The following is a 25,823-nucleotide window of genomic DNA, read 5'->3' on the forward strand; positions in this document are numbered from 1 at the left end:
CCGTGCCGTTGAGAGGTCGCGGCTGGAGGAAAGACCGGCAAATGCTGGATTGACTCACGCGTGCGGATCTGGCTCCGGCCGCCCGACACGCGCGAAACTTTTTCCTGTCGCGGACCGGTGGTCCCGGGTAGCGTTGCCTTCGCATGGTGCCCGTCATTCCGCCAAGTTCATACATTCCGAAGCCATACCGCGGCTCTTCCGCGGAGGAGGTGCTTGCCCTGCGGAAACAGTATCTGAACCCGGTGATCTTCCATTACTACCGGAAGCCGCTCATGATCGTTGAAGGACGCGCGCAGTGGCTGTTTGATGAAACCGGTCGGAGGTATCTGGATGGTTTTGGCGGGATTGTGACCGTGGGTCTGGGGCACTGCCATCCGGAGGTTGTGGCGGCGGCCAACCTGCAGAACGGGATGATTTCCCATACGACGTCCATCTATCTGAATCCGGAGCCGGCCCTGTATGCGAAGGAGCTGGCCGCGAAACTGCCGGGCGAGCTCAAGGTGGTCTACTTTGTCAACTCGGGCTCGGAGGCCAACGATCTGGCCATGCTTATGGCGAGAGCCTTCACCGGCAACTATGACATGATCGCCTTGAGGAACGGCTATCATGGCGGCACGACCGGCACCATGGGACTCACCTCCCACAGCACCTGGAAGTACAATGTGCCCCACAATTTCGGGGTGCAGCATGCGCAGGCGCCGGACACCTATCGCGGTCCCTTTGGCGGAGATGATCCCGAGGCAGGGAGAAAGTATGCGGCGGACGTGGAGTCGCTCATTCAATTTGGAACCTCGGGTCGCATCGCCGGCTTCATCGCCGAGTCCGTTCAGGGCGTTGCGGGTGCGGTGGTCTATCCGGACGGATACCTGCGGCATGCCTTTGCGCATGCGAGAGCCGCCGGAGGCGTCTGCATTTGTGACGAGGTGCAGACCGGGTTCGGCCGCACGGGATCGCATTACTGGGGTTTTGAAACCCAGGGCGTGCTGCCCGACATCGTGACGATGGCCAAGGGCATCGGCAACGGCCACCCTCTTGCCGCGGTCGTGACCACGCCGCGCATTTCCGAGGCGATGCTTTCGCGCACGCATTTCAACACCTTTGGAGGCAATCCGGTTTCCTGCGCGATAGGACGGGCCGTGCTTCGGGTGATCGACAGGGAGGAGCTGCAGAAGAACAGCCTTGAGGTGGGGGCTCACTTGAAGGCCGGGCTGGAGGGACTGGCTGCACGGCACTCCCTCATTGGAGAGGTTCGGGGACTCGGTCTTTTGCTCGGAGTGGAGCTGGTGAAGGATCGAAAGTCAAAGGAGCCGGCAAAGGAGGCGTGCGCGGCCGTCTTCGAGAGGGCGCGCGAGCTCGGGCTCCTGATCGGCAAGGGAGGCCTTTGGGGCAACACGCTTCGCATCACTCCGCCGCTGTGCATCACGCGCGCCGATGCGGATTTCATCGTGGCGGTTCTGGATGAGGCGCTGCGCGCCGCGTAGTCGGGCGGACGCGATGCCGGAGAAGGATGCCGCGATGAGCCTCTCGGACTTTGGATGGACAGACGCGCTCGCCGGTGTGTTCGCCCCGCACTCGCCTGCGGGGATGGAGCCGGCCCGCGTGGTCTGCGAGCTGAGGAGGAACTTCTATGCCGTGCAGCTCGATTCCGGCGAGATGCTGGGTGAATGCGGCGGCGGATTTTTCCATCTGGCGCGCACGCCCGGGCAGTTTCCCGCAATCGGCGACTGGGTTGGAGTGACGCGCCGCCCGGATGGCTCGAGGGTCGACATTCGCGTGGTGCTTCCGCGGCGCACAAAGTTGTCCCGCCGCGCGGCCGGAACGGAGGAGCAGGAGCAGATCGTGGCGGCGAATGTGGACACCGTGTTCGTGGTCTGCGGTCTCGACAACAACTTCAACCTGCGCCGGATCCAGCGTTTCGTCGTGGCGGTGCGGGAAGGCGGGGCGGAGCCGGTGGTGCTGCTCAACAAGAGTGACCTCGCCGACGATGCGGAAGCCCTGCGGGAAGCGGTGGCGGAGGCGGCTCCCGGAGTGACGATCCACCTGACGAGCGCGGAGACGCGCAGGGGACTGAAGGCATTGCAGGAGCGCCATGTCCTGCGCGGGCGCACTCTCGCGTTTGTCGGTTCGTCCGGGACCGGAAAGTCGAGCCTGGTGAATGCCCTGCTTCGGGAGGATGCGCTGCCGGTTGGTGAAGTGAGGGAGGGCGACAGCAAGGGGCGTCACACGACGACGCGGCGTGAACTTGTGCTGACGCGTTCGGGCGCCCTGCTGATCGACACCCCCGGACTGCGGGAACTGCAGTTTTGGGATGCCGATGCGGCGGTAGGGGAGTCGTTCGCCGACATTGTCGACCGGGCGCTCCACTGCCGCTTCACCAACTGCCGGCATGAGAACGAGAAAGGCTGTGCTGTGCGCGAGGCGATCGCTTCTGGGGAGCTGTCAGAGGATCGGTTGGTTGCCTACCGCAAACTCAAGGACGAGACGGAAGCGCGCGCTCGCGTCCATCGAAGGCCGTCCGCCCTGGCCAGCAAGCCGGGGTGGCGTCAGCGGGAGGATGGGGCGAAGCCATTCCGGTACCGTCACCAGGAAGAGGATTGAGCGGTTCGAATTGCGCAATCCCACACTGGATTTCACGCGGGGGCGTCGCCTGCCTAGAGCCTCGACTCCGCTGCGATTCTTGCGAGTCCTGCGTTGATCTCCGATTCCGGGATCCAGCGTCCGCGGACCATCACGCCGGCTGGATTGCGGAGGTGGGCGAGGTCGGCGAGAGGGTTCTCCTTCAGCAGCACGAGGTCGGCGCGGTGGCCGGCGGCGACAAGGCCGAAAGTGTCCGCTTTCTTCAGGAAATCGCCGACATTCGCGGTGGCGGTTTGCAGGACCTGAAATGGCGTGAGGCCGCAGGCCTCCATCGCCTTCATCTCACGGTGAATTGAAAAGCCGGGAACGCTGAACTGCTGCGGGGAGTCGGTTCCAAAAACGATGTGAACGCCGCCATTGTGCAGGGCGCGCAGCAGGATTTTCCGGTTGTCGGCGGTCCGGCGGGCTTTCTCCCTGTCGAACGTGAAGGCACCCTGCCGCCTTTCGTAGTTCGACGTCCAGCGGTGGACCTCGGCGGCCGGCATGTATTTAAGTTCTGGATACGCACTCATCGTCTCAAGGGAGGCCGATCCCAGGATTGTCTCCCAGAGGACCATGGTCGGGACAACCCAGGCGCCGGCCTCGCGGGTGAGCTTCACGATCTCCTGGAGCCGGGCGGGGTCAATCGGAGCCTTTTCGGCATGCAGGTGTTCGATGTAACCGTCCAGGTGGTCGATGGATTCCTGACCCATTTCCAGTGCGTGCTGCAGGCCGACGTCGACGGGGACGTGCCCGGCAAACCGGATCCCCAGCGAATCAGCCGTTGCGGCCATGGCGTCGTAGGCGGCGCGCGTCAGACCCGGGTGAACCTTGAGCAGGTCCCATCCCTCCGCCTTCTGTTCGCGCACCCGCTGCCCGGCCTGCGCGGGCGAGTGCACGGTTGTGCCGGAGAAACTGGGGCCCGCAAGGTGGAGCGTGGGTCCAAGGAGTCTGCCGGTCTTCACACGGTAGCGAAGCTCGAGTTGACCGGGCCATCCCAGCATGCCCCGCACGGTGGTCACGCCGTTGGCCAGAAAGAGAAAATAGGTGTTCTCAATGTAGGACTCGGAGGAACCTGCTGGCGGATTGTGGCCGTGCATCTCCCCGAGTCCGGGAATCAGATACTTGCCGGCGGCATTGATGATGCGCGCCCCGTCGGGGATCGCGGTTTCCGCCATGGGACCCACGGCGGTGATTCGATCTCCGACAACAACGACGCTTTGGTGCGGCAGAACCGTGTCACGGTCCATCGGGATCACGCTGGCATTGACGAACGCAATGGCCTCGTCCGCACTGGCCAAGTTCGGGAGGACGAGACACGGCAGGGAGAGCAGAACGAATCGAAGACAATGGAGTTTCATGGGGTGGCGCTGTCTCCATCGGGGAGACAGCCGCAGGGTCGCACGTCCGGCACCGCACGACAAGCATGGTGTGGAGCCGTCGGAAGCGGACGCGATTGCGTTTCTCGCTCGGGCTGGTACGAAGGCATGATGAATCCCCTCACCCTGACAAGGCCCTCCGCAAGGCGTCCCGCTTCAGTGTTTCTCGCCGTCTGTCTGACCGCGGCAGTTTCCCCGTGCGCCCGCCCCGCTGCGGATGAGTATCCCGCGCATCCCGACTCGCAAGTGCAGGCGGGGGTTCCGGTCGGGGATCTGATCAAGTTCACCCTCGAGCAATCGAGAATTTTTCCCGGCACGTCGCGCGAAGTGACCGTGTATGTGCCGAAGCAGTACAATCCGGACAAGCGGGCCTGCGTCTATGTCAACCAGGACGGCGTGCAGTGGGACGCGCCCGTGGTGTTCGACAATCTCATCGCGCGAGGCGAGCTGCCGGTGATCATCGGCGTCTTCGTGCGTCCGGGCGTGGTCAAGCCGCTTTCGAATGCGACCGTGCCTCGATTCAATCGCAGCTTTGAATATGACGGACTCGGAGATGCGTATGCCCGCCACCTGCTGGACGAGGTATTCCCCGCGGTGGAGGAGAGGTCCGCTCCAGATGGACGTCCCATACGCCTGTCGAAGTCTGGAAATGACCGCGCCATAGGGGGCAGCAGCAGTGGTGCGATAGCGGCGTTCACCGCCGCGTGGGAGCGACCCGATGCGTTCACGCGCGTCTTCAGCTCCGTGGGCACGTACGTCGGCCTGCGCGGGGGCGACCGCTATGCGACGCTTGTGCGGAAAACTGAACCAAAGCCGATTCGGATCTACATGGTGGATGGCTCGAATGATCTGAACATCTATGGGGGCGACTGGTGGATGGCGAACCAGACGCTTGAGCGGGCGCTCATGTTTTCCGGGTACGACGTTTCGCATGTCTGGGGTGAAGGCGGGCACAACAGGAAGTTCGGGACATACCTGTTTCCCGATGCGATACGCTGGCTGTGGCGGAACTGGCCGGAGCCCGTCCGACCTGCGGGACCGACGAAGAATGCCGTGCTCCAGGAAATCCTGATCCCAGGTGAGGACTGGCACCTTGTTGGGGAGGGCTTCAAGTGGGCGGAGGGCCCTGCGGTTGACGCGAAAGGGCGGGTGTTTTTCACGGACATCCCCTCGAGTCGGATCTACCGCATCACGACGGAGGGAAAACCGGAGGTTTTTGTCGAGAAGTCGCGGAGGGCGGCGGGCCAGCATTTTGGAAACGACGGGCGGCTCTATGTCGTGTGCAGGGACGACAAGCAGATAGTCGCCTACGATGCCGGCGGACGTTCCGAGGTGGTGGCGTCGGACATACTCGGCAATGATCTGGTGGTGGCGCACAATGGAAACATCTACGTTTCCGTGCCACCGGTGACGGACAAGGAATCCAGCCAGGTGATTCTCATCCGGCCGGACGGGAGCAAGCAGGTGGTCGACAAGGGCGTGCGGTCTGCCAATGGGATCACACTTTCGCCGGATCAGTCGTTTCTCTATGTGAATGACTTCCGTTCCCACTGGGTCTACAGTTTTCAGGTACAGCCCGATGGGACCCTCGCTTCAGGGCAGAGGTACTGCTGGCTGCATGTGCCGGACACCGAGGACCAGAGTTTTGCCGACGGCATTCGTTGTGATCGCGAGGGGCGGATCTACGTGGCGACGCGCATGGGCATTCAGATTTGCGATCAGGCGGGACGGGTGAACGCGATCCTTCCCACACCGAATGGCAGGCTTTCTCACCTGGTTTTTGGCGGCGAAGGGTTCAACATTCTCTACGCCACCTGCGGGGACAAAGTCTACCGTCGCAAGGTCAACACCCAGGGTGCGAACGCCTGGGCTGCTCCCGTCAAGCCTCCGCCTCCCCGCCTGTAGTCGCAGAGCGCCATCGCTCAGGGGAATCGATGCCGCCTGACTTGCTGGCGCCGGCCTGATGCCAGGTTTCGACGCGGAAACCCGTTGACGGGAATGGGTGAGCGCGGGCATTTCGGAGGATTCACGATGGAAACAAAGCTGCCGGCACTCTTTCAGGATACATTCGGACGCCGTCCCGACGTGGTCACGCGGGCGCCTGGTCGCATCGAGTTCATCGGGAATCACACCGACTACAACGGAGGCACGGTGCTTGGCGCGGCGATTGATCGCGGTGTCTGGGTTGCGGTCGCGAAACGATCGGATGCGACGCGAAGATTCTTCAGCGCGCTGGGTGGCGGAATCACCACGCTGCCAGCCACCGGACTACCCCGGCAGGGTGGCCAGTCGGGATGGGTCAATTATCCGCTGGGCGTGCTTGCCGCGATGCCGGAGTTTGGGTTGCGTGCACCCGAGGGGTTTGATCTTGCCGTGATCTCGGATCTGCCGACCGGCGCGGGCCTGTCGAGCAGTGCTGCCCTGGAACTGGCGTCCGCCCTGGCATTCCTCGCGGTCACGGGCCAGGAGGTTCCAACGGAGCAACTGGTGAGGATTGGGCGCCACGCGGAGAATCATTTTGTCGGCGTGCCCTGTGGAATCCTGGATCAGGGTGTTTCCGGATTTGGACGCGAGGACGCACTGGTTTTTATAGACTGCCGTGTCCCGCGTTTCGACACGGTGCCATTGCCGGGTTCCGCGCATTTCTGGGTGTTCAACACCCACACCAGGCACGCGCTGGTGGATGGGCTTTATGCGGAGCGCCACCGCGAATGCATGGCCGCGGCCAGGGCGCTGGGAGTCGGGCAACTTGCGGAGATTTCGCGTCGAGATCTCATCGCAAGGGAATCTTCGCTGGACCCCTTGATTTTCCGGCGCGCGCGCCATGTGGTTGAGGAAATTGAGCGCGTCGGAGAGACTGTCGCTGCTCTGCGCCGCGCGGATCTTGCCGGTGTTGGAAAACTCCTCAAGGCATCGCATGCGAGTTCACGGCTGCTTTTTGAAAACAGCACGCCGGAGCTGGACTTCCTTGTGGATGACTTGTCTCGTCGCGGATCAGTCCATGGAGCCCGCCTGACCGGTGGCGGTTTCGGCGGTGCGGTCATGGCTCTCGCCTCTGAGGAGTTCGGGGAAAATGATGCGAGGCAGGTTGTTGCGGACTATGCTGATGCGTTCGGCGCCAAACCGGACCACCTCCATCTGAAGACCGGTCCGGGCGCCCGGGTGGTAACGCGAGGTTGACGCGCTTTTAGCAATTTCCCCGTGGCTGCGTCCTGTTGCACCCCGCCGTCGCCCGTGCGCGTCTGAGGGAGAGGTTAATTCGCCGGGAGAGTGTGCCGATGTGTGGCCTATCCATGCCTTTGATCGACCAGCCGCCGGCGCCTGAGCTCCTTGTGAGGGAGCTCGATGACCTTCCGCCGACGCCGCGCGTGCTGCAGTCCCTTCAACGGATGATTGCGGATCCGGACGCCATGCTGGTGGACATGGGGGACATGGTGGCGCTCGAGCCCGGCCTGTCGGCCCGGGTCGTGCGCATTGCCAACAGCGCGGTCTTTCGCCGGGGCGCGAAGGTCGACAACATTCTGGAGGCCATTCAGCGCGTCGGCCTGTCCGGTATCCACGAACTGGTTACGTTTGCCGTGGGATCGCAGATGGTTGGCAGGCCGCTGGGCACCTACAAGCTCGATGCGCAGTCCCTCTGGGCGCGCGCCGTCACCTGTGCTCTTGCCGCGGCGGGAATCGGCGAGAAGAGTGATGTCGACCGGGTTTCAGCCTATTCGGCCGGTCTCATGCATGGTCTCGGCCTGGTGGTGATTGATCGCTATGCCGTGCGTCAGACACCCGCCCGCCACATCGAGACCGCGGGCTATCCGCTTGACACGGCTGCGGCGGAGAGAACCTGGCTCGGCTACTCTCATGCGGAGGCGGGAGCGGCGCTCCTTGAGATGTGGGGATTTTCCGCGGATGTCTGCAATGCCGTGCGCTTTCAGCTCGAACCTGAGAAGTGTCCCGAGGAGCACCGCGTGCTGTGCATGACGATCGCCATTGCGCGCTGGGCGCGTTCGTGTCTCTGCATGCATTCGGCGGATGTGCCGGATCAACCGTCAGGCGCCTGGCTGGCGGCGACCGGGATGAAGGCGACCGACCTCGAGGAGTGGCTGAAGGGGTTGCGCAAGCAGAGTCAGCTCGCCTGCAGCGAACTGAGATTGTACTAGCCGCTGGTCGGCGGCCCGGGTCGGCGCGGCGTTGCGCCGCAGACGACTCAGGAAAATTGCCGGCGCACTCGACATGCGGGCGAACTGCGCATTGACTGACTCACTCTCCGGGCCTTGGTGCCGCCTCTCCCCATGATACTCAAGAACTGCCTCGTTGTATTGACGCTTGTTTTGGGAACAACGCTCGCGGCTGCTGACCGCAAGCTTGTCATGATCGCCGGCCCGGCGAGTCATCCGCCGCTGATGCACGAGTTCAAGGCGGGATCAATGCTGCTGCAGAAGCGCCTGCAGGGGTTTCCCGGTCTCAAGACCGTGCTTGTGACGAACGGCTGGCCTGTGAAGGTTGTCGATGGACGGACGGTTGATGACAATGCGGTGTTTGAAGGAGCCGATGCCGTGTTCATCTACGCCGACGGCGGTCCCCGGCACATTGCGCTGCAGAATGACCGGCTCGACGTGCTGAAGAAACTGGTCTCAGCGGGTGTGAGCCTTGGATTTGCGCATTTTGCCGTGGAAGTTCCGGCGGACCGTGGCGGTCCGGAATGGAAGCAGTGGATTGGCGGCTATTATGAAACGGGTTTTTCCTGCAATCCGATCTGGGAGGCCGACTACACCTCGCTGCCCCGCCATCCCATCACGCGCGGGGTAAAACCGTTCAAGACGACAGATGAATGGTATTTCAACATACGATTTCGCGACGGGAAAGCGGGGGTGAAGGATATTCTTGTGGCCACGCCTTCCGATGCGACGCGGGATGGTCCCTATGTTTCGCCGAAGGGGCCGTATGCGCACATCCAGGCTGAGAAGGGTCGCCGGGAGACAATGATGTGGGCGGTGGAGCGCCCGGATGGCGGACGCGGGTTTGGCTTCACCGGCGGGCACTTCCACCTGAACTGGCAGAATGACGATCAGCGCCGTCTCATGCTCAACGCGCTTGTCTGGCTCGCGAAGCTTGAGGTTCCTGCGGGCGGCGTTAACTCGGCTCCGGTGTCGGATGAGGAGGCCCACCAGAATCTCGATGCGAAGCCGGTGCGCAGGAAAGCGGAGCCGGCCGCCGCCAAGTGAGAGGGGAACCGGTTAGGGTGGCTTCCGCGGAACGGCCGGATTGTGGGGAAGCCAGTTCGCCTGTTATCTGAGCGATTTGATTAGCTCCTCGTTGAGGCGGATGTATTCCCCGCGGATCGGTCCCTTGGCCTTGCGCGCGCCTTCCAGTGATTTTTCCGCCGCTGCAATCGCGCCGGCCTTGTCCCCCTTTTTCGCAAGGATGCGGGCCTTGTGATACGAGTAGTAGAAAATTTCAGGCTTGGCGGCGATCGCTGCATCGATCCAGGTGACCGCCTTGTCCAGGTCCAGATTGTTGTCCAGATTGAAGAGGGCCGCTTGAGCGTAGGGCTTCTTGTCTGAGTTCGACGCCATGACCGCCTCAATTCGCGGCAGGAGCATGCCCTTCACGTCCACTTCGACGCTCACCGGCACGCGAACCCGTTCCCACGTGAAGAAGAGGGTGGCGGCGCCGTCACGATTTTCAGATATTCCAATGGCGAAGGTTTCGACGGGTGCCGCTGTTTTTTCGGGCCGGGCCTGGATGCGGACGACATCATTCTTTGCGTCGTAGGTGTAGGCGCCCCAGGCGGAGGAGTCCTTGTGGATGATGACGGTCCAGGATGCCTCGCCGGGAATCGTGTAAAGCTCGTAGGCGCCGGCCTCGACCGGAGTCCCGTTGAGTTTCAGGGGAGTGCTGAACTTTATCTTCGTCGCCTGGTTGGCGCCGGTGCGCCAGACCTCGTTGTAGGGAACGAGACCGCCGAAGATGGTGCGTCCCCGCATGCTGGGGCGGGAGTAGATCACCTCGATGTCGGTGATGCCCACGGTCTGCTTGAACGAGGCGGCCGGGCTTGCGGCGGGGAATTCGATCCTCGCGGGAGCCTGTGCGGAAACGGCTGCGGCAAGGAGCGCCGTTCCGATGAGGGTGGTGGTCAGGAAACGTGTTGTGCGGAGGATCATGGTGGGAGGCTTGGGAGCCGGGATTGGATTGGAATTGGGCGGTCAGTGCAAAAAAAAGTCCCGCGGGTGCGGGACTTCGACGGCGGGTGGAGTCCGCTCAGGTTGCGGCCACGCTGTGCGACTGGTATTCCGGGATGGTGAAGCCCTTTCGGCCGGTGCGCTTCATGAGGAGCGAGGAGTTCGCCTTGTCGGACAGGACTTTGTTTGCGCCGGCAAAGCGCTCCGTCGCATTGTCGATTTCCAGAAGGGGGCCGCTGACGATCTTTGCGGTGTCGATCTTGACCCCGTTTGCAATCAGGTGCTCGACCACGCGGCCGTGGACTTCCATGAGGCTGGGGCTCGCCTTGATTGCGGCGACGAGTTCGGCGTCCGACTTCTCGGCGCCAACCAGATACGAGATGTTCGCGAGATGGCAGAGATTGGTCGACGTGTGGGAGTTCTCGATGCGACCGTGCAGGTCGGACTGCTTTCGAGAGCGCATTGCTTCGACGAAATTCAGCCGGTGCTCCTTCAGACCGCCGTCCTGGTACTGCTCGATCCTCTTGTTGTCGTTGTCGTAAATCCCGCAGGTGCCGCTGTCTGAAATCTGGACATGGCCGCCCTCGCAGTGGATGACGACGCCCACGCGGGTTCCGCGGTAGGCATCCATGGCCTTCATTCCCGACTTCATGGGCAGACCCCGAACCTCGAAAACGAGCGGCGCCTTCCTGTAGTTGAAAATGGATACTTCCGTATTCGGGGTTTCGGCATCGTCCACGTAGCCGAAGCGGCCGCCGAAGGTCATCACGGACGGGGGGAGCCCTTCCTCGCCGAGGAACCAGCGCGCGACGTCCATCTGGTGGATGCCCTGGTTGGAAATGTCGCCGCCGCCGTAATTCCAGAACCAGTGCCAGTCGTAGTGAACGGTGCCGTTCTTGGGGCTGTTGCGGTGGGGGGGGATGAGAGCGGCGGGTCCGGTCCAGAGATTGTAGTCGATGCTTTCGGGAACGGGCTGGGGTCCGGAATGCAGGCCGATGCTCTCGCGGGCCTTGTAGCAGAGACCCCGCGCGAGCTGGATTCTGCCGAGTTTTCCCGAGCGCACGTATTCGATCGCGCGGGGAATATCAAGTGACGATCTGTTCTGGGTGCCCGCCTGTACGATCCGATTGCCGAACTTGTGCGCGGCCTCGACCGCCTGCCGGCCCTCCCAGATGTTGTGGGACATGGGCTTCTCGACGTACACGTCCTTGCCGGCTTCGAGCGCCCAGATCGTCATGAGCGAGTGCCAGTGGTTGGGCGTGGCGATGACAACCGCGTCAATGTCCCTGCTCTCAAGCAGCTTCCTGTAATCGCGATAGGCCTTGACCTTCAATTTGGCGGCTTTCTCGGTTTCCTCGACACGTTTCGCGAGCACGTCGCCATCAGCGTCGCACAGTGCGACGATGCGCGTGCCCGGCATCGAGCCCGGATAGTAGGTCTTGATGTGGCCGTTGCCCTGGCTGCGGATGCCGACGATCGCCATGCGGATGTCGCCATTGGCACTGCCGGGGCTGGCAATTGCGGCGCTGCCCTCGCCGTAGAGGCGGGATGATTTCCCCAGCAGGGCGGCACCGCTGCCGAGAAGGGAGGCTTTGAGAAAGTCTTTGCGTGACCAGGATTTCATGGGTGGGATGTGCGGATTGTGAAGGGAGGCCGGCGGCAGGGAGCGGAATGAACCGCGGATACGGGCCGGGGATCTTGGGGAAAAGGATATGCTGCCTCAATTTCTATCCAGAATTACCGTTGCCGCAATGAAATTGGCGGAGTTGTGTGTGATCGTTCACCAAGCTGCCGGCTATCCGCGTTTGAACAGGAGTTTGGCGCAGGATTTCCGCCGCCAGACGCACCATCTGGTCCCCGCAGGGGCGCTTGCAGGATTCTGGAGTTGAAATTTCCGTGTGATTGCACGACAGATGCCATGACCATGTGGCGTGAGTTCGTGGAATTCGCCGAGAAACGGCATGAGCCATTCAGTGCAATCTGCGCTCGTTTCGGCATCAGCCGGAAGACGGGCTACAAGTGGCTGAATCGATTTCGGGTCAAGGGCGAGGCGGGTCTGGTGGAACAGAGCCGGCGTCCAAAAAATCTGCCGCGCAAGACACCGGAGGCGGTCGAGGAACTGGCGATTGCGCTGCGCGCGGAAAATCCGGACTGGAGTGCGGTTCGCATCTGCTCGGAGATGGAGGCGCGAGGCATCGCTCCCGTGCCTGCGCCCAGCACTGTCGACCTCATACTCCGGCGACGCAGGGAGGTTGTCGCGCAGCAGATCGCCGAGTCAGGCGCGCATTCCGACGCCGTTCGGTATGAACCGAACTTTCGGTGGCGGCTACAGTTGCATGCTGAAATCCGCATTGCTGGTTCGGGATCCATGGTGCCCGCGTGGGTTGAGGATGAGGTGAGTCGTTTTGTCGTTGGCGCCTTTCTGATTCCGCCTGTTCGCAAGGAGGAGAATCTGCGCGCCGGAGTGGAGTCGCTCATGCGCCGCCATGGCATGCCGTGGCGGATGGCGCTGGCGTCCCCGCGTGAGCACACACCGTTCACCGTCTGGTTGATGCGCCTCGGCATAGGGGTGGATTTTTGCGATGTGCAGCCGGCGAACCTGAGCCGGGAACAAAGCCAGCTCATGGCGCGGCTCGCCGACATGCCTGCCTACCAGAGGCCGGCGGTCGAGCGGCAGATGCGCCTGGATCCAATGAGCGGGCTGAGCGGGAAGCGGTATGCGAACGAGAAGGCGGTGCTCAATGCCCTCGAACAGGCGCGCACCCGGCACAATTTTGGCCAAACTCAGGAGTCCCTGCAGTTGAGGGCGCCCATCTCCCTTTATCGTCCCAGCCTGCGGGAAGTGCCGGATGAATTTGCGGAATTTGCCTACTCCGCGGATGCCGAGACCAGGGTGGTTTCGGAGAAGGGAATCTTCACGTTCCAGCGGAAGCTCGTCCACGTGGGCCGGGTTTTTTCCGGGCTGGAGGTGGAGATAAAACCGCTGTGCGGTGAAAATCGGTTCGTCGTGGTCCTTGGCACGCAAGCTTTGGGACAGGTAGATCTCTCTGCGGTTGAGATGGATGACACGACATCGGTTCCGCTTGCAAACTTCGCATTGCCGGATCGCTGACGCCCCTTGGATCCCGGTTAGGCGGTGAATGCAGGGGCATGTTTTGGTTAACCCAAGTGTAACCCATCTATTTATTGAATCGTTTCCATAACACTACTTTTTCAACGAATTAGAATTCGTTAATAAGCTGTGTTGTAGTATTTTATATCAAGTTCCAGGGTGGCACGTCAAATTTGAAGCTTGGGTTGACATGGGAAGAATTTCCGGTCTTAAGGGAATCTGCTCAGTCACACAGAACCTCAACCCCGTATTCTCCATGACCGCTGTCGGACGCTGTCGGATATTCGTTTCCCTGCTTGGCTTTTTTTCACTGGCTGCGGTGTTGTCCGCGGCCTCGATCGCCGGACGCGTTCGCGATTCCGGAACCAATTCCTACATTCTCGGTGCGTCCGTTACGCTTCGCGAACTGGCTCGCACGACAACAACAACGGCATCCGGCGAGTTCAGTTTCAGCAATGTTCCGGCTGGAACCTACACCCTGGAGGTATCTTCGCTCGGGTTCGACACGTTGACCAAGGCGATCGATGTGACTGAAGCCGCGATGGCGCCGGTGGAGGTTGCCATCAAGTCCGATGTTCTGGAACTCGGGCGTTTCGTGGTTGAAGGCACCCGGGAGGGGCAGGCCCGCGCGCTTCAGCAGAAGCGAAGCGCCAACAACATCCTCGATGCGATCTCGGCTGACGCTGTCGGCAAGTTTCCCGATGGCAATGCAGCCGAGGCGCTGCGGCGCGTGCCCGGCGTTTCCGTGGAGATCGACCAGGATGAGGGGCGCTACATCGTGCTGCGTGGCATCGATTCCGCGTTGAACACGGTGACGCTCAACAATCAGCTGATCGGCACGCCGTCGGAGCAGGGAAATCGCGGCATCGCCCTCGACTCCGTGCCCGCAGATTTGATATCGCGCCTGGAGGTTGTGAAGGCGGTTACGCCCGACATGGATGGGAGCGCCATTGGCGGCTCCGTTAATATTGTCACACAGAGCGCATTCGATCGACCCGAGGGCTTCTTCTTCGGAAGCGTCGGTGGCTTTTACGACACCTTCAGCGGGAAAACCACGCCGAATGGGAGCTTCAGTTATGGTCGCACCCTGGGCGCGGATCGGAAATGGGGTGTGGTGCTCGCGGCCAGCTATTCATTGAAGCAGTTCAAGTCGCAGACCGTGAATACTGGGGGGTGGGCTACAACGACCGGAGGCCTTTTCGTCCCGAGCCAGCAGCAGAGTTACGACTACGATGTGGAACGTGAGCGAATCGGCACGAATGTCGCGTTGCAGTTCCGGCCGAAGGCCGGCCACGAACTCGCGCTCAGGATCAATCACAATGAGTTCACTGACAACGAGGGCCGGCAGAGCGTGCTTTATGAATTCCGTCGTGGAACGACGACCAATGAGACTGCGGCGGGTGGAGCCAACTCCCAGGGACGTGCAAGCCGCCAGTTCCGCGATTATCATCAGACGGGAACCATCGACGCCGTCTCCCTCGAGGGAAAACATTCGGTTGGCACCGATGGACAGCTCAGTTGGCAGGTCGGGACGAGCAAGGGTGAGCGCGATGTCCCCACACGGGTTGACTGGGAATATCGCTCCGGCAGCACGACCGCACTTGCCAACACGATCGATCGCACGGGCGAGATCCTGGTGATCAAACCCAATACCGACGCCTACTACAACCCGGCGACCTTTCCCTTCCGGCGCGTTCGTTTCCGCTCGGACGATGAATCGGAGAAAGTCTCCACCGGTCAGATTGACTACAAGCGTGATGCGCAGTTCGCCGGACGCCCGGGATTCTGGAAGGTGGGAGTCAAGGCGACCACACGGGACAAGAGCGACGATCGAACCAATCGTAACTTCAATGCGGCCTCGCCTGCCTTCACACTCGCGGACTCGGGCCTGTCGCTGCCGGAGGTGTCAGACTATTTTGATGGACTGTTCCGGTTTGGTCCCCGGTTGAACCTTGAAGGCAACCAAGCCTACTATGCCGCCAATCCAACCCGCTTCGTGGCGGATTCGGCGTCCAGCCTCGCGGATTCATCCGCAAGTGATTTTGACGGATCGGAGGATGTGTGGGCGGGCTATGCAATGGCCAGCATCGATCTCAATCCGAAGACAACGGTCCTGGGTGGCATACGCTACGAAGGAACGGACAGCAGCTACGGTGCGAATGAACGTAGGCCGGACGGGACCTATCGTTGGGTGACGGGCGGGCGTTCGTATGGAAATTTCATGCCGGGTCTGCACTTCAACTGGCGTCCGTCCAACAAGTGGGTGTTGCGCGCCGCATGGACGAACACGATCAGCCGCCCCAGGTACACCGACCTTGCACCGCGTCGCGTCATCGACGCCATTGCCGATGCAACCGGGGGGACGTTCACCGGTTCAATCAGCAGTGGAAACCCTGAACTGAAACCGTATGAAGCGATGAACTTCGATGTATCGCTTGAGTACTACCTCAGCAACTCGGGCATCGCCTCCGTGGGTGTTTTTCACAAGACAATCGACAACCCGGTCTTCACGCGCCAGGTCTTCCAGTCGAATGTCACCCTGGAGGGAATCAACTTCAGCAGCGTGACGACCACGGAGCCGCAGAATGCGGACAGCGGAAAAATCACGGGGCTCGAGCTCAATTACCAGCAGTTCTTCAAGTTTCTCCCTTCGCCTTTTGACGGGTTCGGCATCAACTTCAATTTTACGCTGACCGACTCGTCGGCGAAACTGTTCACCCGCACTCAGGAGCTGCCGTTCTTCAAGCAGTCCGACCGGATTGCCAACATCGCCTTGTTCTACGAGAAGTATGGCTGGGAGGCGCGAGTAGCCTTGTCCTACAGTTCGGACTTTCTCGACGAAGTTGGCGGAGATGCGGCGAGCGATCTCTACATCCGCGGCCGCCAGCCCTTGGACGCAAAGATCAGCTATCGCATCAATTCGAAGTTCAAGGTATTTGGGGAGTTCCTCAATCTGAACGAAGAGCCGCTGGTCACCTACATCGGCAAACGCAGCCAGGATTTTGACCATGAAATCTACCAGTGGAAGGCTCGCTTTGGCGTGAACTTCAACTTCTGATGCGGCATATGAAGATGCATCGCTGGTTTCGTGGTTGGTTGGGATGCCTGAGCCTGCTTGCGCATGCAGGCGCACTCTGGGCGGTGCCGCCCGAACCGGTCGATGGAGGCGTCACCTTTGTGGTCGTCCCCGACAGCCAGAAGTATGTCTGGAAACGGCCCGAGCTGTACACGCTGCAGACGGGTTGGGTCGCCGCGAATGTCGCCAAGTACAACCTCGTGCGCCTCCTTCATGTGGGGGATGTAACCCAGCACAACAACCGCGAGGAATGGCTGGCCGCCCGTCGCGCCCATCGTGTCTATGACGGACTCCTTCCGGCGATCTACGCATCGGGCAACCATGATATCGGGCTGAATGGCAAGTCGACGGATCGCGAATCACTCTTTTCCGAGATGATTCCGATCTCCGTGTACCGTGCGCAGGGTGGATTTGGCGGAGTCTATGACAAGGAGCCAGGCCGCAGCGAGAACAGCTGGCACCTCTTCGAGGCGGCGGGAAGAAAGTGGCTCGTGCTCGCGCTGGAATTTGGTCCGCGAGACGACGTGCTGCGCTGGGCCAATGAGGTGGTGCAGAGTCACCCGAAGCACTCCGCAGTGCTGATCACTCACGCCTACCTGCGAGCGGATGGCACGCGGTTCGACCGACAGGTTTCGACCCCTGGCCAAAAGCGGCCGAACAAGGGATTCGATCACTACCTGCAACTGAGCAAGTCCGCGGCGGGCTTCAACGACGGCGCAGACATGTGGGACAAACTGGTTTCCCGCCATGCCAACTTTGTTCTCGTGCTGAGCGGCCACGTTTGTACGAGCGCGCATCTCGTCAGCACGGGCATAAAGGGCAACATCGTTCACCAGGTGCTCGTTGACTACCAGGATGCGGAGCAGGGCGGCAATGGATGGCTGCGCCTGCTTCAGATGCTGCCCGATGGGCGCACGGTGCGCGTCCGCGACTACACGCCGCTGCTGGATCAGACATCGACCGATCCCGCCTGCACGTTTGAATTTCAGCTCGCTCCGCCAATGCCGTAGAGCGGAGGCATCATGACTCATGGCCGGGGAGATGATGAGCCCTGGCGAAGGCGGCGCATCGGACCGCGCTGCATCAATCTCCAATGACCTGGATACAGAACTACACTCCGCTGCTTGACAGCCTGGTGGCATCGACGCTGGTGGCGCTTGCACCAGTGGTTATCCTGCTGGGACTGCTGGCATTCTGCCATGTGCGCGCGCACTGGGCGGCGCTTTCGGGACTCCTTGCCGTGCTGATCGCCGCCCTGTTCATTTATCACATGCCGGTCGAGATGGCGGTCGCCGCATCGATCTATGGGGCGCTCTATGGCATTCTCCCAATCGGCTGGATCGTGCTCAATGTTGTTTTTCTCTACGACATCACGGTCAAGACGGGGCAGTTCGAGATTCTCAAGGAGTCCATCACGCACCTGTCCGCGGATCGCCGCATCCAGGCACTGCTCATCGCCTTCAGCTTCGGTGCCTTCATCGAGGGAGCCGCGGGTTTCGGTGCGCCGGTGGCGATCTCCGCGGCGATGCTGATCGGCATTGGATTTCATCCGCTGCTTGCGGCATCGCTCGCCCTCATGGGCAACACCGCGCCGGTCGCCTTCGGCTCGCTCGGCACGCCGATCATCGCCCTCGCCGAAGTCACGGGACTTCCCCTCCAGCAGCTCAGTGCCATGACGGGACGCCAGCTCCCGCTTTTCAGCTTCCTTGTGCCGTTCTGGCTTGTGGCGGCGATGGCGGGATGGCGCTCCATGCTCCAGATCTGGCCGGCCTGCTTCGTTGGCGGCGCGACGTTCGGCCTGCTCCAATACTTCGTCAGCAACCACCACGGTCCCTGGCTCGTGGACACCGCGAGTGCGCTGGCGTCGATGGGGTCCATTCTTCTGCTCCTTCGGTTCTGGAAACCGAAGACAATCTGGCGGTTTGCCGGCGAATCGGATGCCGTCTCAACAGGGACCGCGCGACCGTCGTCGGGAGCCCTGTTTCGCGCGTGGTCGCCCTGGATCATTCTGACAGTGGTTGTATTCGTGTGGGCACTACCGGTGACCAAGGCGTTTCTCAACCACCTTTGGATGGTCAAGATCGATGTGCCGTATCTGCACAATGCCGTGCTGAAGGCCCCGCCGCTGACCCTCGAGCCCAAGCCTGAGAGCGCTGTCTACACGTTCAACCTACTTTCCGCAACCGGCACCGCCCCCTTCCTCGCGGCGATCCTTTCGGGGCTCTGTCTCGGTGTCGGTCTGACAAGGCTGTTCGGCATCTATGTCAGGACCATCTGGCGCGTGCGCTGGTCGCTCCTGACGATTTCGGGAATGCTTTCGCTGGCCTTCACGTCCCGCTACGCGGGACTGGACTCCACGCTTGGACTCGCGTTTGCGAGCACCGGAGTGCTGTTTCCATTCTTTTCGCCCCTGCTTGGATGGATGGGGGTCGCGCTGACGGGAAGCGACACCGCGTCAAACGTGCTTTTTGGCAACCTGCAGCAGATCACGGCGGGGCAGGTCGGCATCTCGCCGGTCCTTGCCGCAGCGGCCAACAGCACGGGTGGTGTCATGGGAAAGATGATTGACGCGCAAAGCATCGTCGTCGCAGGCGTCGCCACGGGACAGCAGGGCGGGGAGGGGGTTATTCTTCGCAAGGTATTCTGGCACAGCCTTGCGCTCGCGGTTCTCGTGGGAGTCTATGTCCTCGTCCAGGCCTACGTCTTTCCCGGCATGGTCCCCTGATTTATCCGTTGCCACGCGCGGGGTTCGTCAGGATTTTCAAGCGGATACAACGGACGGCGCGCCAGACATCGGTCGAGGCTGCCCTCGGTCGCGCAGCAATGCAGCGCCTCAAAGCCATCCCAACACGCCGTGACAGCGTCCCTGCCTTCCGCCACTTCGCCCAATGGCCTATTCCTGTTTGCCGCGCTGCTGGGCGGGGTTGCCTTCATCGTGTTTTCCACAACGAAGCTGAAGCTGCATCCCTTTCTCGCTTTGATCGTGGCCGCCTATGGGATGGGACTCTGTGGCGGGTTGAATTCCATTCAGACTGCAGCTGTGTTGACCGAGGGTGTCGGGCAGACTGTCGGGCACATTGGCATTGTCATTGCCTGCGGCAGCATCATCGGCGTTGTGCTCGAGAAGAGCGGTGGCGCCATGGTCCTTGCGAGCACGCTCGTGCGCTGGATCGGTGAGGCCCGCTCCGTGCTGGCGATGTCCGTGACGGGCGCGCTGGTCTCGATTCCGGTTTTTTGCGACTCGGGTTTCGTCATCCTGTCGCCGCTGGCCCGTTCGCTAGCGCGCAAAACGGGCCAGTCGCTCGCAGCCTTCGCGGTGGCCTTGAGCATGGGCCTCTACGCGACCCACTGCCTGGTCCCGCCGACGCCCGGCCCCCTTGCGACCGCGGGGCAGTTGCGCGCGGACATCGGCGCGGTCATGCTGCTGGGATTGCTCGTGTCCATCCCTGTGGTCGTGGTCACCTATGCCTATGCGCAGTTCGTGGGCCGCCGGATTGTGATCGACCCGGTTCCCAGTGGACTGGCTAGCGTCGATGCACCTGAAAGCATCGATGAGCCGCCACGGGAGAATCGAATGGGATCGATGAGCGCGTTTGCTCCGATTCTGCTTCCGATCGTGCTGATCGCCTGTGAATCAATTGCCGCGCTGCCTTCACACCCGCTGGGAGAGGGATGGCTTCGAACCGGGATTGGGTTTCTGGGCAATGCAGAAACGGCGCTTGTCCTGGGTGTGTTTCTGGCCGCCTGGATCGTGAGAGGCCAGGGGCGCTCCGCATTTGGCAACTGGTGCGGCGAGGGACTTCGCGACGCCGGAACGATCGTCTTGATTGTGGCCGCGGGGGGCGCACTTGGTTTGGTTCTCAGGCGAACGGCAATGACCGAGGTGGTCGGAGAGGGTCTGGCCGCGCTGGACCTCGGGCACTTCAACATACTCCTGCCCTTTCTTGTCGCCGCGGGTTTGAAGATTTCAATCGGCTCGTCGACCATGTCGATGATCACAACCGCCTCGCTTGTCTCCCATCTGCTGCCGGCGCTGGGACTCGCATCCGGATTTGGCCCCGTGCTCGCCACCCTGTCCATCGCCTGCGGCGCGATGGTGGTGTCGCATGTGAACGACGCCTATTTCTGGGTCATCACCCAGATGACCGGCATGTCTCTTCCTCAAGGCTATCGATTGATTTCAGCTCCGTCGATCATCGCCGGACTCACCGGGATTGTGGCCGTGGTGCTGCTCAGCCTGTTCCTCCTTTAATCCATGATTACACGCCCCCTCCTCACGCTACTATGCTTCACGGCTGGACTTGCCTCCGCGGTTCAGGCGTATCCCGAACCGGGAAAATTCATCCGCACGGATGAACTGGATGTCACGACGGTGATTCCCGCGGCGCCGGCTGACAATTCGCTGGCGACCGCGGCCGACATCGAGACGGTGTACCAGGTTCAGAAGCGGCGGACGCCGGAGATGATCGCCCTCGCGGAGTATTTTGCAGAGGACACCGTGTTTCAGTACGATGCGGTGATCGGCCCATGGTTCACCGCGGCCAACCTTCTGCGCACTGCGGAGTTTTTTCTCCAGATCGATTCCGATCGCTACGCAATCAGCAGCAAGGGCAAGCAGGTCTGGCAGCGTCCCAGGCCTCCGCTGCTCGATGCGCGCATCAAGGCCTGCGTGCATCTGCCGAAATCCGGATCCTATCCGAGCGGGCACTCGACGCAGGCGTTCCTGTGGGCCGGACTGCTGGCGGAAATATTTCCCGAGCACCGCGCCGCTCTGCGCGAGCGTGCGGAGCTTGTGGCGTGGTCGCGCGTGATTGGAGGCGTGCACTATCCGACCGACATTACAGCCGGAAGAATTCTCGGAGACCGCCTGGCCGCGGAGTTCCTGAAGCGACCGGCCGTGAGGGAGGCTCTGGTTGTTGTCGAGGCCGAGGTGAGAGGTGCAGCCGCAAAGGCGAACGAATCGGCCCTGGCGACACCATGACCCGCGTTCTGCTGGCGTTCGACAAGTTCAAGGACTCGATCTCGGCCCAGGAGGCGTGCGAGGCCGCAGCAGCCGCGCTGCACGCAGTGCGTCCCGAGTGGACAGTGACGCATGCGCCGCTGGCGGATGGCGGCGAGGGCTTCGCGGAAATTCTGACGCGGTCGGCTGGCGGGCGCTTGATATCCGAGCAGGTGACAGACCCGCGGGGGAATTCGCTGCGCACTGAGTTTGGCTTGGTTGCGGTTGGCGCGATTCCTGAAGCTGCGCGGAATCTGTTGCGGATTCCAACAGGTGCTGCGCGGCCTGGAGAAATTGCGATCGTTGAAATGGCCCGAGCCAGTGGACTGGCGCTGCTGCCGGATTCGCAGCGCGATCCCTGGCTGACGACATCGCGAGGCACCGGGGAATTGATGCTCGCGGCGGCGCGTCGGGGCGCGGTGGGCATTCTTCTCGGCGTTGGTGGAAGTGCCACCAATGATCTCGGGCTCGGCGCGCTGGCGCGACTTGGATTCGAGTGCCGCGCCGGGGATGGCAGCGCCATTGACCCGCCGGTTCCGGCGCGATGGAAGGACCTTGCCACCATCACGGGCACGGTGATGCGGGACCTGCCTCCGGTGTTCATTGCCTGCGATGTCACGAATCCGCTGCTTGGCGAACGAGGTGCGGCGGCGGTCTATGGTTTTCAGAAGGGGCTGCGGAAGGAGGATCTGCCTGCGATGGAGAAGGAAAGTGAACGCATCGCACGCCTGCTTTGCGCGCATGTGGGCAGGACTCCAGACCTGATGTCTGCTCCCGGAGCCGGCGCGGCGGGAGGAATCGCCTTCGGACTCATGGCCGGGGTGGGGGCGAGGCTGCTGCCGGGATTTGATCTTGTTTCAGCCTGGCTCGATCTGGAGGCGAAGGTGAAGGCTGCTGATATTGTCATCACCGGTGAAGGTCGATTTGACGAGAGTTCGCTCGAAGGCAAGGGCCCGGGTGCGGTTGCCGCGCGCGCCCTGCAGTTTGGGAAAACCGTGCACGTGTTTGCGGGCCAGATCGCTGCGGCGGAGCGCGCCCGGCTGAATCTTCACGCCATTACGCCGCTGGGTGTGCCCTTGCCGGATGCACTGCGGGATGGCGGGCGGAATCTGGGATCATCTGTTCGCGGGATTTTTTCGCGTGCCGGCGGTTGATGAATGCCCAGGTTTCGGGAGCGGCCAGTCAGGACTGGCGTGGTGGGACGGAATGTTTCTGCGGCTGGCGATGCATTGACCCCGGAGGAGGAAGCGGCATTTTCGGGACATGACCCGTTTGCCTCACCTGGTGGTTCTCGATGGCCATACGCTGAATCCCGGCGACCTTTCCTGGTCGGATCTGGAGGCAGCGGCCCATTGTGTCATTCATCCGCGCACGCCTTCGTCCGAGATCATTGCGAGAAGCCGCGAGGCGGAGATTCTCCTGACCAACAAGACGCCGCTCAGCGCCGAAACGATCGCGGCGTGTCAGCGGCTGCGCTATATTGGAGTGATGGCGACCGGCTTCAACATTGTGGACACGGTCGCGGCGCGCGCGCGGGGAATTCCGGTGACCAATGTGCCTGCGTACAGCACCGGGTCCGTCGCCGAGCACACCTTCGCCCTCCTGCTGGAGCTCGCCCGGGGTGTCGGACGCCATGCCGCGGGTGTGCGCGACGGGCGCTGGGCTTCGGCGCAGGATTTCTGCTACTGGGAGACGCCGCAGATCGAACTGGAGGGCCTCGTGCTCGGCCTTGTCGGAGGCGGACGCATCGGCCAGGCCGTTGCGCGCGTGGGTCGCGGCTTCGGCATGGACGTGCGCATCGCCTCGAGTCGCGGAGGACGTGCGGAGCTTGAAGCGGTGTTGCGCGCGTCCGATGTCGTCAGCCTGCACTGTCCGCTGACTCCTGCCACGAAGCATCTCATCGACGCCACCACGCTGGGCTGGATGAAGCCGAACGCTTTTCTTGTGAATACAAGCCGAGGTCCGCTGATCGACGAGACGGCGCTTGCCGAAGCCCTAAATGCCGGGCGCATTGCCGGCGCCGCGCTGGATGTCCTTTCCGCAGAGCCCCCGCCCGCCGGCCACCCCCTGTTTTCAGCGCGCAATTGTTTGATTACGCCCCACATCGCCTGGACCACAACCGCGGCGCGCAGGCGACTGCTGCGCACGGTGGCTGAGAACGTCAGGGCGTTTCTCTCCGGCCGTCCGCAGAACATTGTGAATTGAGTGTGTGAGGCCGGTAACCTTCCCGTATTAGAAACAGCAAGGTCCCTGATGCATTGGGCTTCCCGCTCGTGGTGTCCATCCTGCTGCAGCAGCTCCGATCTGTCAGGTGTTCGTTTTCTTGATTTGGTCTTGCCGTAAGGACTGACCCCTTATGGGCTCCCTTGCCGTAAGGACTGACCCCTTATGGGCTCCCCTGGACTAGATGCTGCGACGGGAGGTCGCGTGATTTACAACGGCACCACAGGTGAACACGAGCGACAGCACACATACCAAGGGCAACTACTCGGGCCCCTTTATTTGCCGTCGAACATGTTGGGCATGGCAGCCGGTATGATCTTTAACGGCGATCATCATGGCCCCGCGAATTGGAACGAAAGAGGGCCTCAATCAACCACGCCCACTCCATGGAATTTTGGCCCCTACCCGTGATGTTCAAACGAGCCATCATTATTTTGTGCCTGTTTGCTGCGAGCTGCTCAAAACAGGTTGTGGTGGTGATCCACAATCAAACTGCGCGGACGATTCACCTTCGCGCTGACAAGGAGTATTTGATTCGCCCGGGCGAATCGGCGAATACGAAGCCACCACTCGATCAAATAATCACAATAAGAAGCGACGGCGGAGAGGCCGTCCGCTATCGGGTGATTTTTCCAAGCCCTCACGCTACCTATGTCAGGAAGGAGAGTGTGAGGATTATCTTGGAGCTAGCATTGCTGGATGACAATCGGCTGTATGCGTTGCCGGCCAACCAAGTGACCGCGAAAAGTTCCGATGAACAGCCGGTTGGTTTCCCGCTATCACCGGTTCAGTGATCCTGCGGCACACGTCGCGCCAGCAAGCTGTCACGCCGTCTGCTGTCCTCCTCCGCGATGAGCTGTCGCTGCGCTTGGCTCACCCTCCGCAAGCTCCGGGCTTCGTCGCTGCGTGCGGTAAGAGTCATTCCCACGGGGGTAGAGTGGGCAGAAGCTGACCGAAAAGAGTCGGCCAGCTTCCGCCCCTCATCAAACCGGACGTGCGGATTTGCCGCATCCGGCTTTCCGGGAACATACGTCGCAAAGCTATCGGCGCCATGCACAGGTGAGCGGCAGTGACCAGAGTTGATATTGTCCGACCAGCCGCGCGTCGGTGAAGAAACTGAACAGGCCATGCTTGCAGTCATACTTCCGCCAGAGCCACCGTCGCACGCGATTTCGCAGCCAGAGTTGCTGGCTGCCAAACACATGGGTGGAGTGTCCGTAATGGTAGTAGTTGGACCAACCTTGGGTGATCTGATTCACCCGTCTGATCACCTCGGCGCAGCTACGATGTTTCGTCCAGTGATTGAGTTCATCACGGACGGCATCGCGCAGATGCTGCCTGGCTTTCGGGCTGGGTTCCACATGCACGAAGTAGTTGCCCGTGCGCGGACTGCGTCGCCATGCGAAATGGTATGATCCGGGGACATAGGTAACAAACTGTCCGGGGACATGGGTTACACTTTCAGGCTATGGCCTGGAACGAAGAAACCCTCATGGAACAGAAGCATCGGTTTGTCAGTCTCGCGGCCACGGGCCGCTTCACGTTTACCGAATTGTGCGCGGACTTTCACGTCAGTCGGAAGACCGGCCACAAGTGGTGGAAGCGTTACCGTCGGGAAGGCACCGCGGGATTGCGCGAGCGCAGCCGCCGTCCGCAAGGATGCTCGCACCAGACCGCTGGGCAGATCCAGGGCTGATCGTGCGGTTGCGCCGCAGGCACCGGACGTCAGGGGCCGAAGAAGCTGCGCAAACTGTTGCGCCGCGACCGGGCATCCGGCGGCCGCCGGCATGCAGCACCATAGCAGCGATCCTGCGGCGTCACGGCTTGAGTCAGCGTCCGCGACGCAAGCCGGGCCTCTACGGTGCCGCGCCGTGCACTGACGACACCGACGCATCCGAACCATGTCTGGACGGTGGACTTCAAAGGTTGGTTCACTCTGGGCAGCGGGCAGCGCTGCGATCCCCTGACGGTGTGTGATCTGTTCAGCCGCTACTATCTGGCCTGCCGAGCCCAACCCAATCAGCAGTTTGCCGGAACACTGCGGACCTTCCGCAAGATCATGCGCTTGCGCGGGTTGCCCGAGATCATCCGGTGGACAACGGCACGCCCTTCGCCTCTCTTGCCTTGGGCCCGGCTCTCCGCCCTGAGCGTGTGGTGGATCAACCGAGCATCGTCGTCGAGTTCATCCAACCGGCTTCACCGCAACAAAACGGTTCTCACGAACGCGCTCACCGCGATCTGA

21 protein-coding genes are annotated in these 25,823 nt (G+C 61.8%); 17 read left to right on the forward strand and 4 right to left on the reverse strand.

Annotated features, from left to right (window positions below; all coding sequences use genetic code 11):
- Nucleotides 1–143 precede the first annotated feature (143 nt).
- Nucleotides 144–1,481: an aminotransferase class III-fold pyridoxal phosphate-dependent enzyme gene (locus HS122_15950; protein MBE7539889.1), complete on the forward strand. Its 1,338-nt coding sequence runs from the start codon at nt 144–146 to the stop codon at nt 1,479–1,481.
- A 13-nt stretch (nt 1,482–1,494) separates the two neighbouring features.
- A complete protein-coding gene (gene rsgA, locus HS122_15955) occupies nt 1,495–2,598 on the forward strand; it encodes a ribosome small subunit-dependent GTPase A (protein MBE7539890.1) in 1,104 nt (367 codons plus the stop codon).
- A gap of 53 nt (nt 2,599–2,651) precedes the next feature.
- On the opposite strand, the gene HS122_15960 is transcribed toward rsgA, so the two are convergent.
- Nucleotides 2,652–3,977 (reverse strand): amidohydrolase family protein, encoded by a 1,326-nt coding sequence (locus tag HS122_15960; GenBank protein MBE7539891.1) that lies wholly within the window; start codon nt 3,975–3,977, stop codon nt 2,652–2,654.
- A gap of 129 nt (nt 3,978–4,106) precedes the next feature.
- On the opposite strand from HS122_15960, the gene HS122_15965 reads away from it, so the two are divergent.
- The 4 genes from HS122_15965 (at nt 4,107) to HS122_15980 (ending at nt 9,214) form a co-directional block, all read left to right on the forward strand.
- The gene (locus HS122_15965; GenBank protein MBE7539892.1) at nt 4,107–5,900 is read left to right on the forward strand and encodes an SMP-30/gluconolactonase/LRE family protein; all 1,794 of its coding nucleotides are present in this window, start codon (nt 4,107–4,109) and stop codon (nt 5,898–5,900) included.
- Between the two features lie 126 nt (nt 5,901–6,026).
- Complete coding sequence (gene galK / locus HS122_15970) at nt 6,027–7,175, forward strand: galactokinase (protein ID MBE7539893.1); 1,149 nt, start codon at nt 6,027–6,029, stop codon at nt 7,173–7,175.
- 113 nt (nt 7,176–7,288) lie between these two features.
- Complete coding sequence (locus HS122_15975) at nt 7,289–8,149, forward strand: HDOD domain-containing protein (GenBank protein ID MBE7539894.1); 861 nt, start codon at nt 7,289–7,291, stop codon at nt 8,147–8,149.
- A 132-nt stretch (nt 8,150–8,281) separates the two neighbouring features.
- Nucleotides 8,282–9,214 (forward strand): ThuA domain-containing protein, encoded by a 933-nt coding sequence (locus HS122_15980; protein ID MBE7539895.1) that lies wholly within the window; start codon nt 8,282–8,284, stop codon nt 9,212–9,214.
- A 63-nt stretch (nt 9,215–9,277) separates the two neighbouring features.
- Here HS122_15980 and HS122_15985 read toward each other — a convergent pair whose 3' ends face one another.
- Both HS122_15985 and HS122_15990 read right to left on the reverse strand, forming a co-directional pair.
- Entirely contained in the window at nt 9,278–10,153 is an 876-nt protein-coding gene (locus HS122_15985) for a DUF2911 domain-containing protein (GenBank protein ID MBE7539896.1), read from the reverse strand.
- Nucleotides 10,154–10,250: 97 nt separating this feature from the next.
- Entirely contained in the window at nt 10,251–11,795 is a 1,545-nt protein-coding gene (locus tag HS122_15990) for a Gfo/Idh/MocA family oxidoreductase (protein ID MBE7539897.1), read from the reverse strand.
- 294 nt (nt 11,796–12,089) lie between these two features.
- Here HS122_15990 and HS122_15995 point away from each other — a divergent pair, with 294 nt between their 5' ends.
- The 9 genes from HS122_15995 to HS122_16035 all read left to right on the forward strand — a co-directional run bounded on the left by HS122_15995 (nt 12,090) and on the right by HS122_16035 (nt 24,375).
- A complete protein-coding gene (locus HS122_15995; protein MBE7539898.1) occupies nt 12,090–13,283 on the forward strand; it encodes a helix-turn-helix domain-containing protein in 1,194 nt (397 codons plus the stop codon).
- Nucleotides 13,284–13,539: 256 nt separating this feature from the next.
- Nucleotides 13,540–16,341: a TonB-dependent receptor gene (locus tag HS122_16000; protein ID MBE7539899.1), complete on the forward strand. Its 2,802-nt coding sequence runs from the start codon at nt 13,540–13,542 to the stop codon at nt 16,339–16,341.
- A gap of 14 nt (nt 16,342–16,355) precedes the next feature.
- Complete coding sequence (locus tag HS122_16005) at nt 16,356–17,369, forward strand: metallophosphoesterase (GenBank protein ID MBE7539900.1); 1,014 nt, start codon at nt 16,356–16,358, stop codon at nt 17,367–17,369.
- Between the two features lie 83 nt (nt 17,370–17,452).
- Complete coding sequence (locus tag HS122_16010; protein ID MBE7539901.1) at nt 17,453–19,084, forward strand: L-lactate permease; 1,632 nt, start codon at nt 17,453–17,455, stop codon at nt 19,082–19,084.
- Nucleotides 19,085–19,213: 129 nt separating this feature from the next.
- Nucleotides 19,214–20,611, forward strand: coding sequence for a GntP family permease (locus HS122_16015; GenBank protein ID MBE7539902.1), 1,398 nt, complete (start codon nt 19,214–19,216; stop codon nt 20,609–20,611).
- A gap of 3 nt (nt 20,612–20,614) precedes the next feature.
- Complete coding sequence (locus HS122_16020; protein MBE7539903.1) at nt 20,615–21,340, forward strand: phosphatase PAP2 family protein; 726 nt, start codon at nt 20,615–20,617, stop codon at nt 21,338–21,340.
- A complete protein-coding gene (locus HS122_16025) occupies nt 21,337–22,512 on the forward strand; it encodes a glycerate kinase (GenBank protein ID MBE7539904.1) in 1,176 nt (391 codons plus the stop codon). The genes HS122_16020 and HS122_16025 overlap by 4 nt, the downstream gene beginning before the upstream one ends.
- A 109-nt stretch (nt 22,513–22,621) precedes the next feature.
- The gene (locus HS122_16030) at nt 22,622–23,563 is read left to right on the forward strand and encodes a D-2-hydroxyacid dehydrogenase (GenBank protein ID MBE7539905.1); all 942 of its coding nucleotides are present in this window, start codon (nt 22,622–22,624) and stop codon (nt 23,561–23,563) included.
- 404 nt (nt 23,564–23,967) lie between these two features.
- Nucleotides 23,968–24,375 (forward strand): hypothetical protein, encoded by a 408-nt coding sequence (locus tag HS122_16035; protein MBE7539906.1) that lies wholly within the window; start codon nt 23,968–23,970, stop codon nt 24,373–24,375.
- Nucleotides 24,376–24,621: 246 nt separating this feature from the next.
- Here the strand turns inward: HS122_16035 and HS122_16040 are convergent, their stop codons facing one another.
- Nucleotides 24,622–24,948: a hypothetical protein gene (locus HS122_16040; GenBank protein ID MBE7539907.1), complete on the reverse strand. Its 327-nt coding sequence runs from the start codon at nt 24,946–24,948 to the stop codon at nt 24,622–24,624.
- A 101-nt stretch (nt 24,949–25,049) separates the two neighbouring features.
- Here HS122_16040 and HS122_16045 point away from each other — a divergent pair, with 101 nt between their 5' ends.
- Nucleotides 25,050–25,277: a helix-turn-helix domain-containing protein gene (locus HS122_16045; protein ID MBE7539908.1), complete on the forward strand. Its 228-nt coding sequence runs from the start codon at nt 25,050–25,052 to the stop codon at nt 25,275–25,277.
- Nucleotides 25,278–25,442: 165 nt separating this feature from the next.
- A complete protein-coding gene (locus HS122_16050) occupies nt 25,443–25,823 on the forward strand; it encodes a hypothetical protein (GenBank protein MBE7539909.1) in 381 nt (126 codons plus the stop codon).

This window comes from Opitutaceae bacterium (assembly GCA_015075305.1).
In the GTDB taxonomy this organism is placed as follows: Bacteria; Verrucomicrobiota; Verrucomicrobiia; order Opitutales; family Opitutaceae; genus UBA6669.

Bases quoted from the DNA above. Each gene is read 5' to 3' on its own strand.
- HS122_15995 (MBE7539898.1), top strand. From the start codon at position 12,090: ATGACCATGTGGCGTGAGTTCGTGGAATTCGCCGAGAAACGGCATGAG.
- HS122_15985 (MBE7539896.1), bottom strand. From the start codon at position 10,153: ATGATCCTCCGCACAACACGTTTCCTGACCACCACCCTCATCGGAACG.
- HS122_16030 (MBE7539905.1), top strand. From the start codon at position 22,622: ATGACCCGTTTGCCTCACCTGGTGGTTCTCGATGGCCATACGCTGAAT.
- HS122_16020 (MBE7539903.1), top strand. From the start codon at position 20,615: ATGATTACACGCCCCCTCCTCACGCTACTATGCTTCACGGCTGGACTT.
- HS122_16035 (MBE7539906.1), top strand. From the start codon at position 23,968: ATGGAATTTTGGCCCCTACCCGTGATGTTCAAACGAGCCATCATTATT.
- HS122_16045 (MBE7539908.1), top strand. From the start codon at position 25,050: ATGGCCTGGAACGAAGAAACCCTCATGGAACAGAAGCATCGGTTTGTC.
- HS122_15960 (MBE7539891.1), bottom strand. From the start codon at position 3,977: ATGAAACTCCATTGTCTTCGATTCGTTCTGCTCTCCCTGCCGTGTCTC.
- galK (MBE7539893.1), top strand. From the start codon at position 6,027: ATGGAAACAAAGCTGCCGGCACTCTTTCAGGATACATTCGGACGCCGT.
- HS122_16025 (MBE7539904.1), top strand. From the start codon at position 21,337: ATGACCCGCGTTCTGCTGGCGTTCGACAAGTTCAAGGACTCGATCTCG.
- HS122_16000 (MBE7539899.1), top strand. From the start codon at position 13,540: ATGACCGCTGTCGGACGCTGTCGGATATTCGTTTCCCTGCTTGGCTTT.
- HS122_16010 (MBE7539901.1), top strand. From the start codon at position 17,453: ATGACCTGGATACAGAACTACACTCCGCTGCTTGACAGCCTGGTGGCA.
- HS122_15950 (MBE7539889.1), top strand. From the start codon at position 144: ATGGTGCCCGTCATTCCGCCAAGTTCATACATTCCGAAGCCATACCGC.
- HS122_15980 (MBE7539895.1), top strand. From the start codon at position 8,282: ATGATACTCAAGAACTGCCTCGTTGTATTGACGCTTGTTTTGGGAACA.
- HS122_15975 (MBE7539894.1), top strand. From the start codon at position 7,289: ATGCCTTTGATCGACCAGCCGCCGGCGCCTGAGCTCCTTGTGAGGGAG.
- HS122_15990 (MBE7539897.1), bottom strand. From the start codon at position 11,795: ATGAAATCCTGGTCACGCAAAGACTTTCTCAAAGCCTCCCTTCTCGGC.
- rsgA (MBE7539890.1), top strand. From the start codon at position 1,495: ATGCCGGAGAAGGATGCCGCGATGAGCCTCTCGGACTTTGGATGGACA.
- HS122_15965 (MBE7539892.1), top strand. From the start codon at position 4,107: ATGAATCCCCTCACCCTGACAAGGCCCTCCGCAAGGCGTCCCGCTTCA.
- HS122_16005 (MBE7539900.1), top strand. From the start codon at position 16,356: ATGCATCGCTGGTTTCGTGGTTGGTTGGGATGCCTGAGCCTGCTTGCG.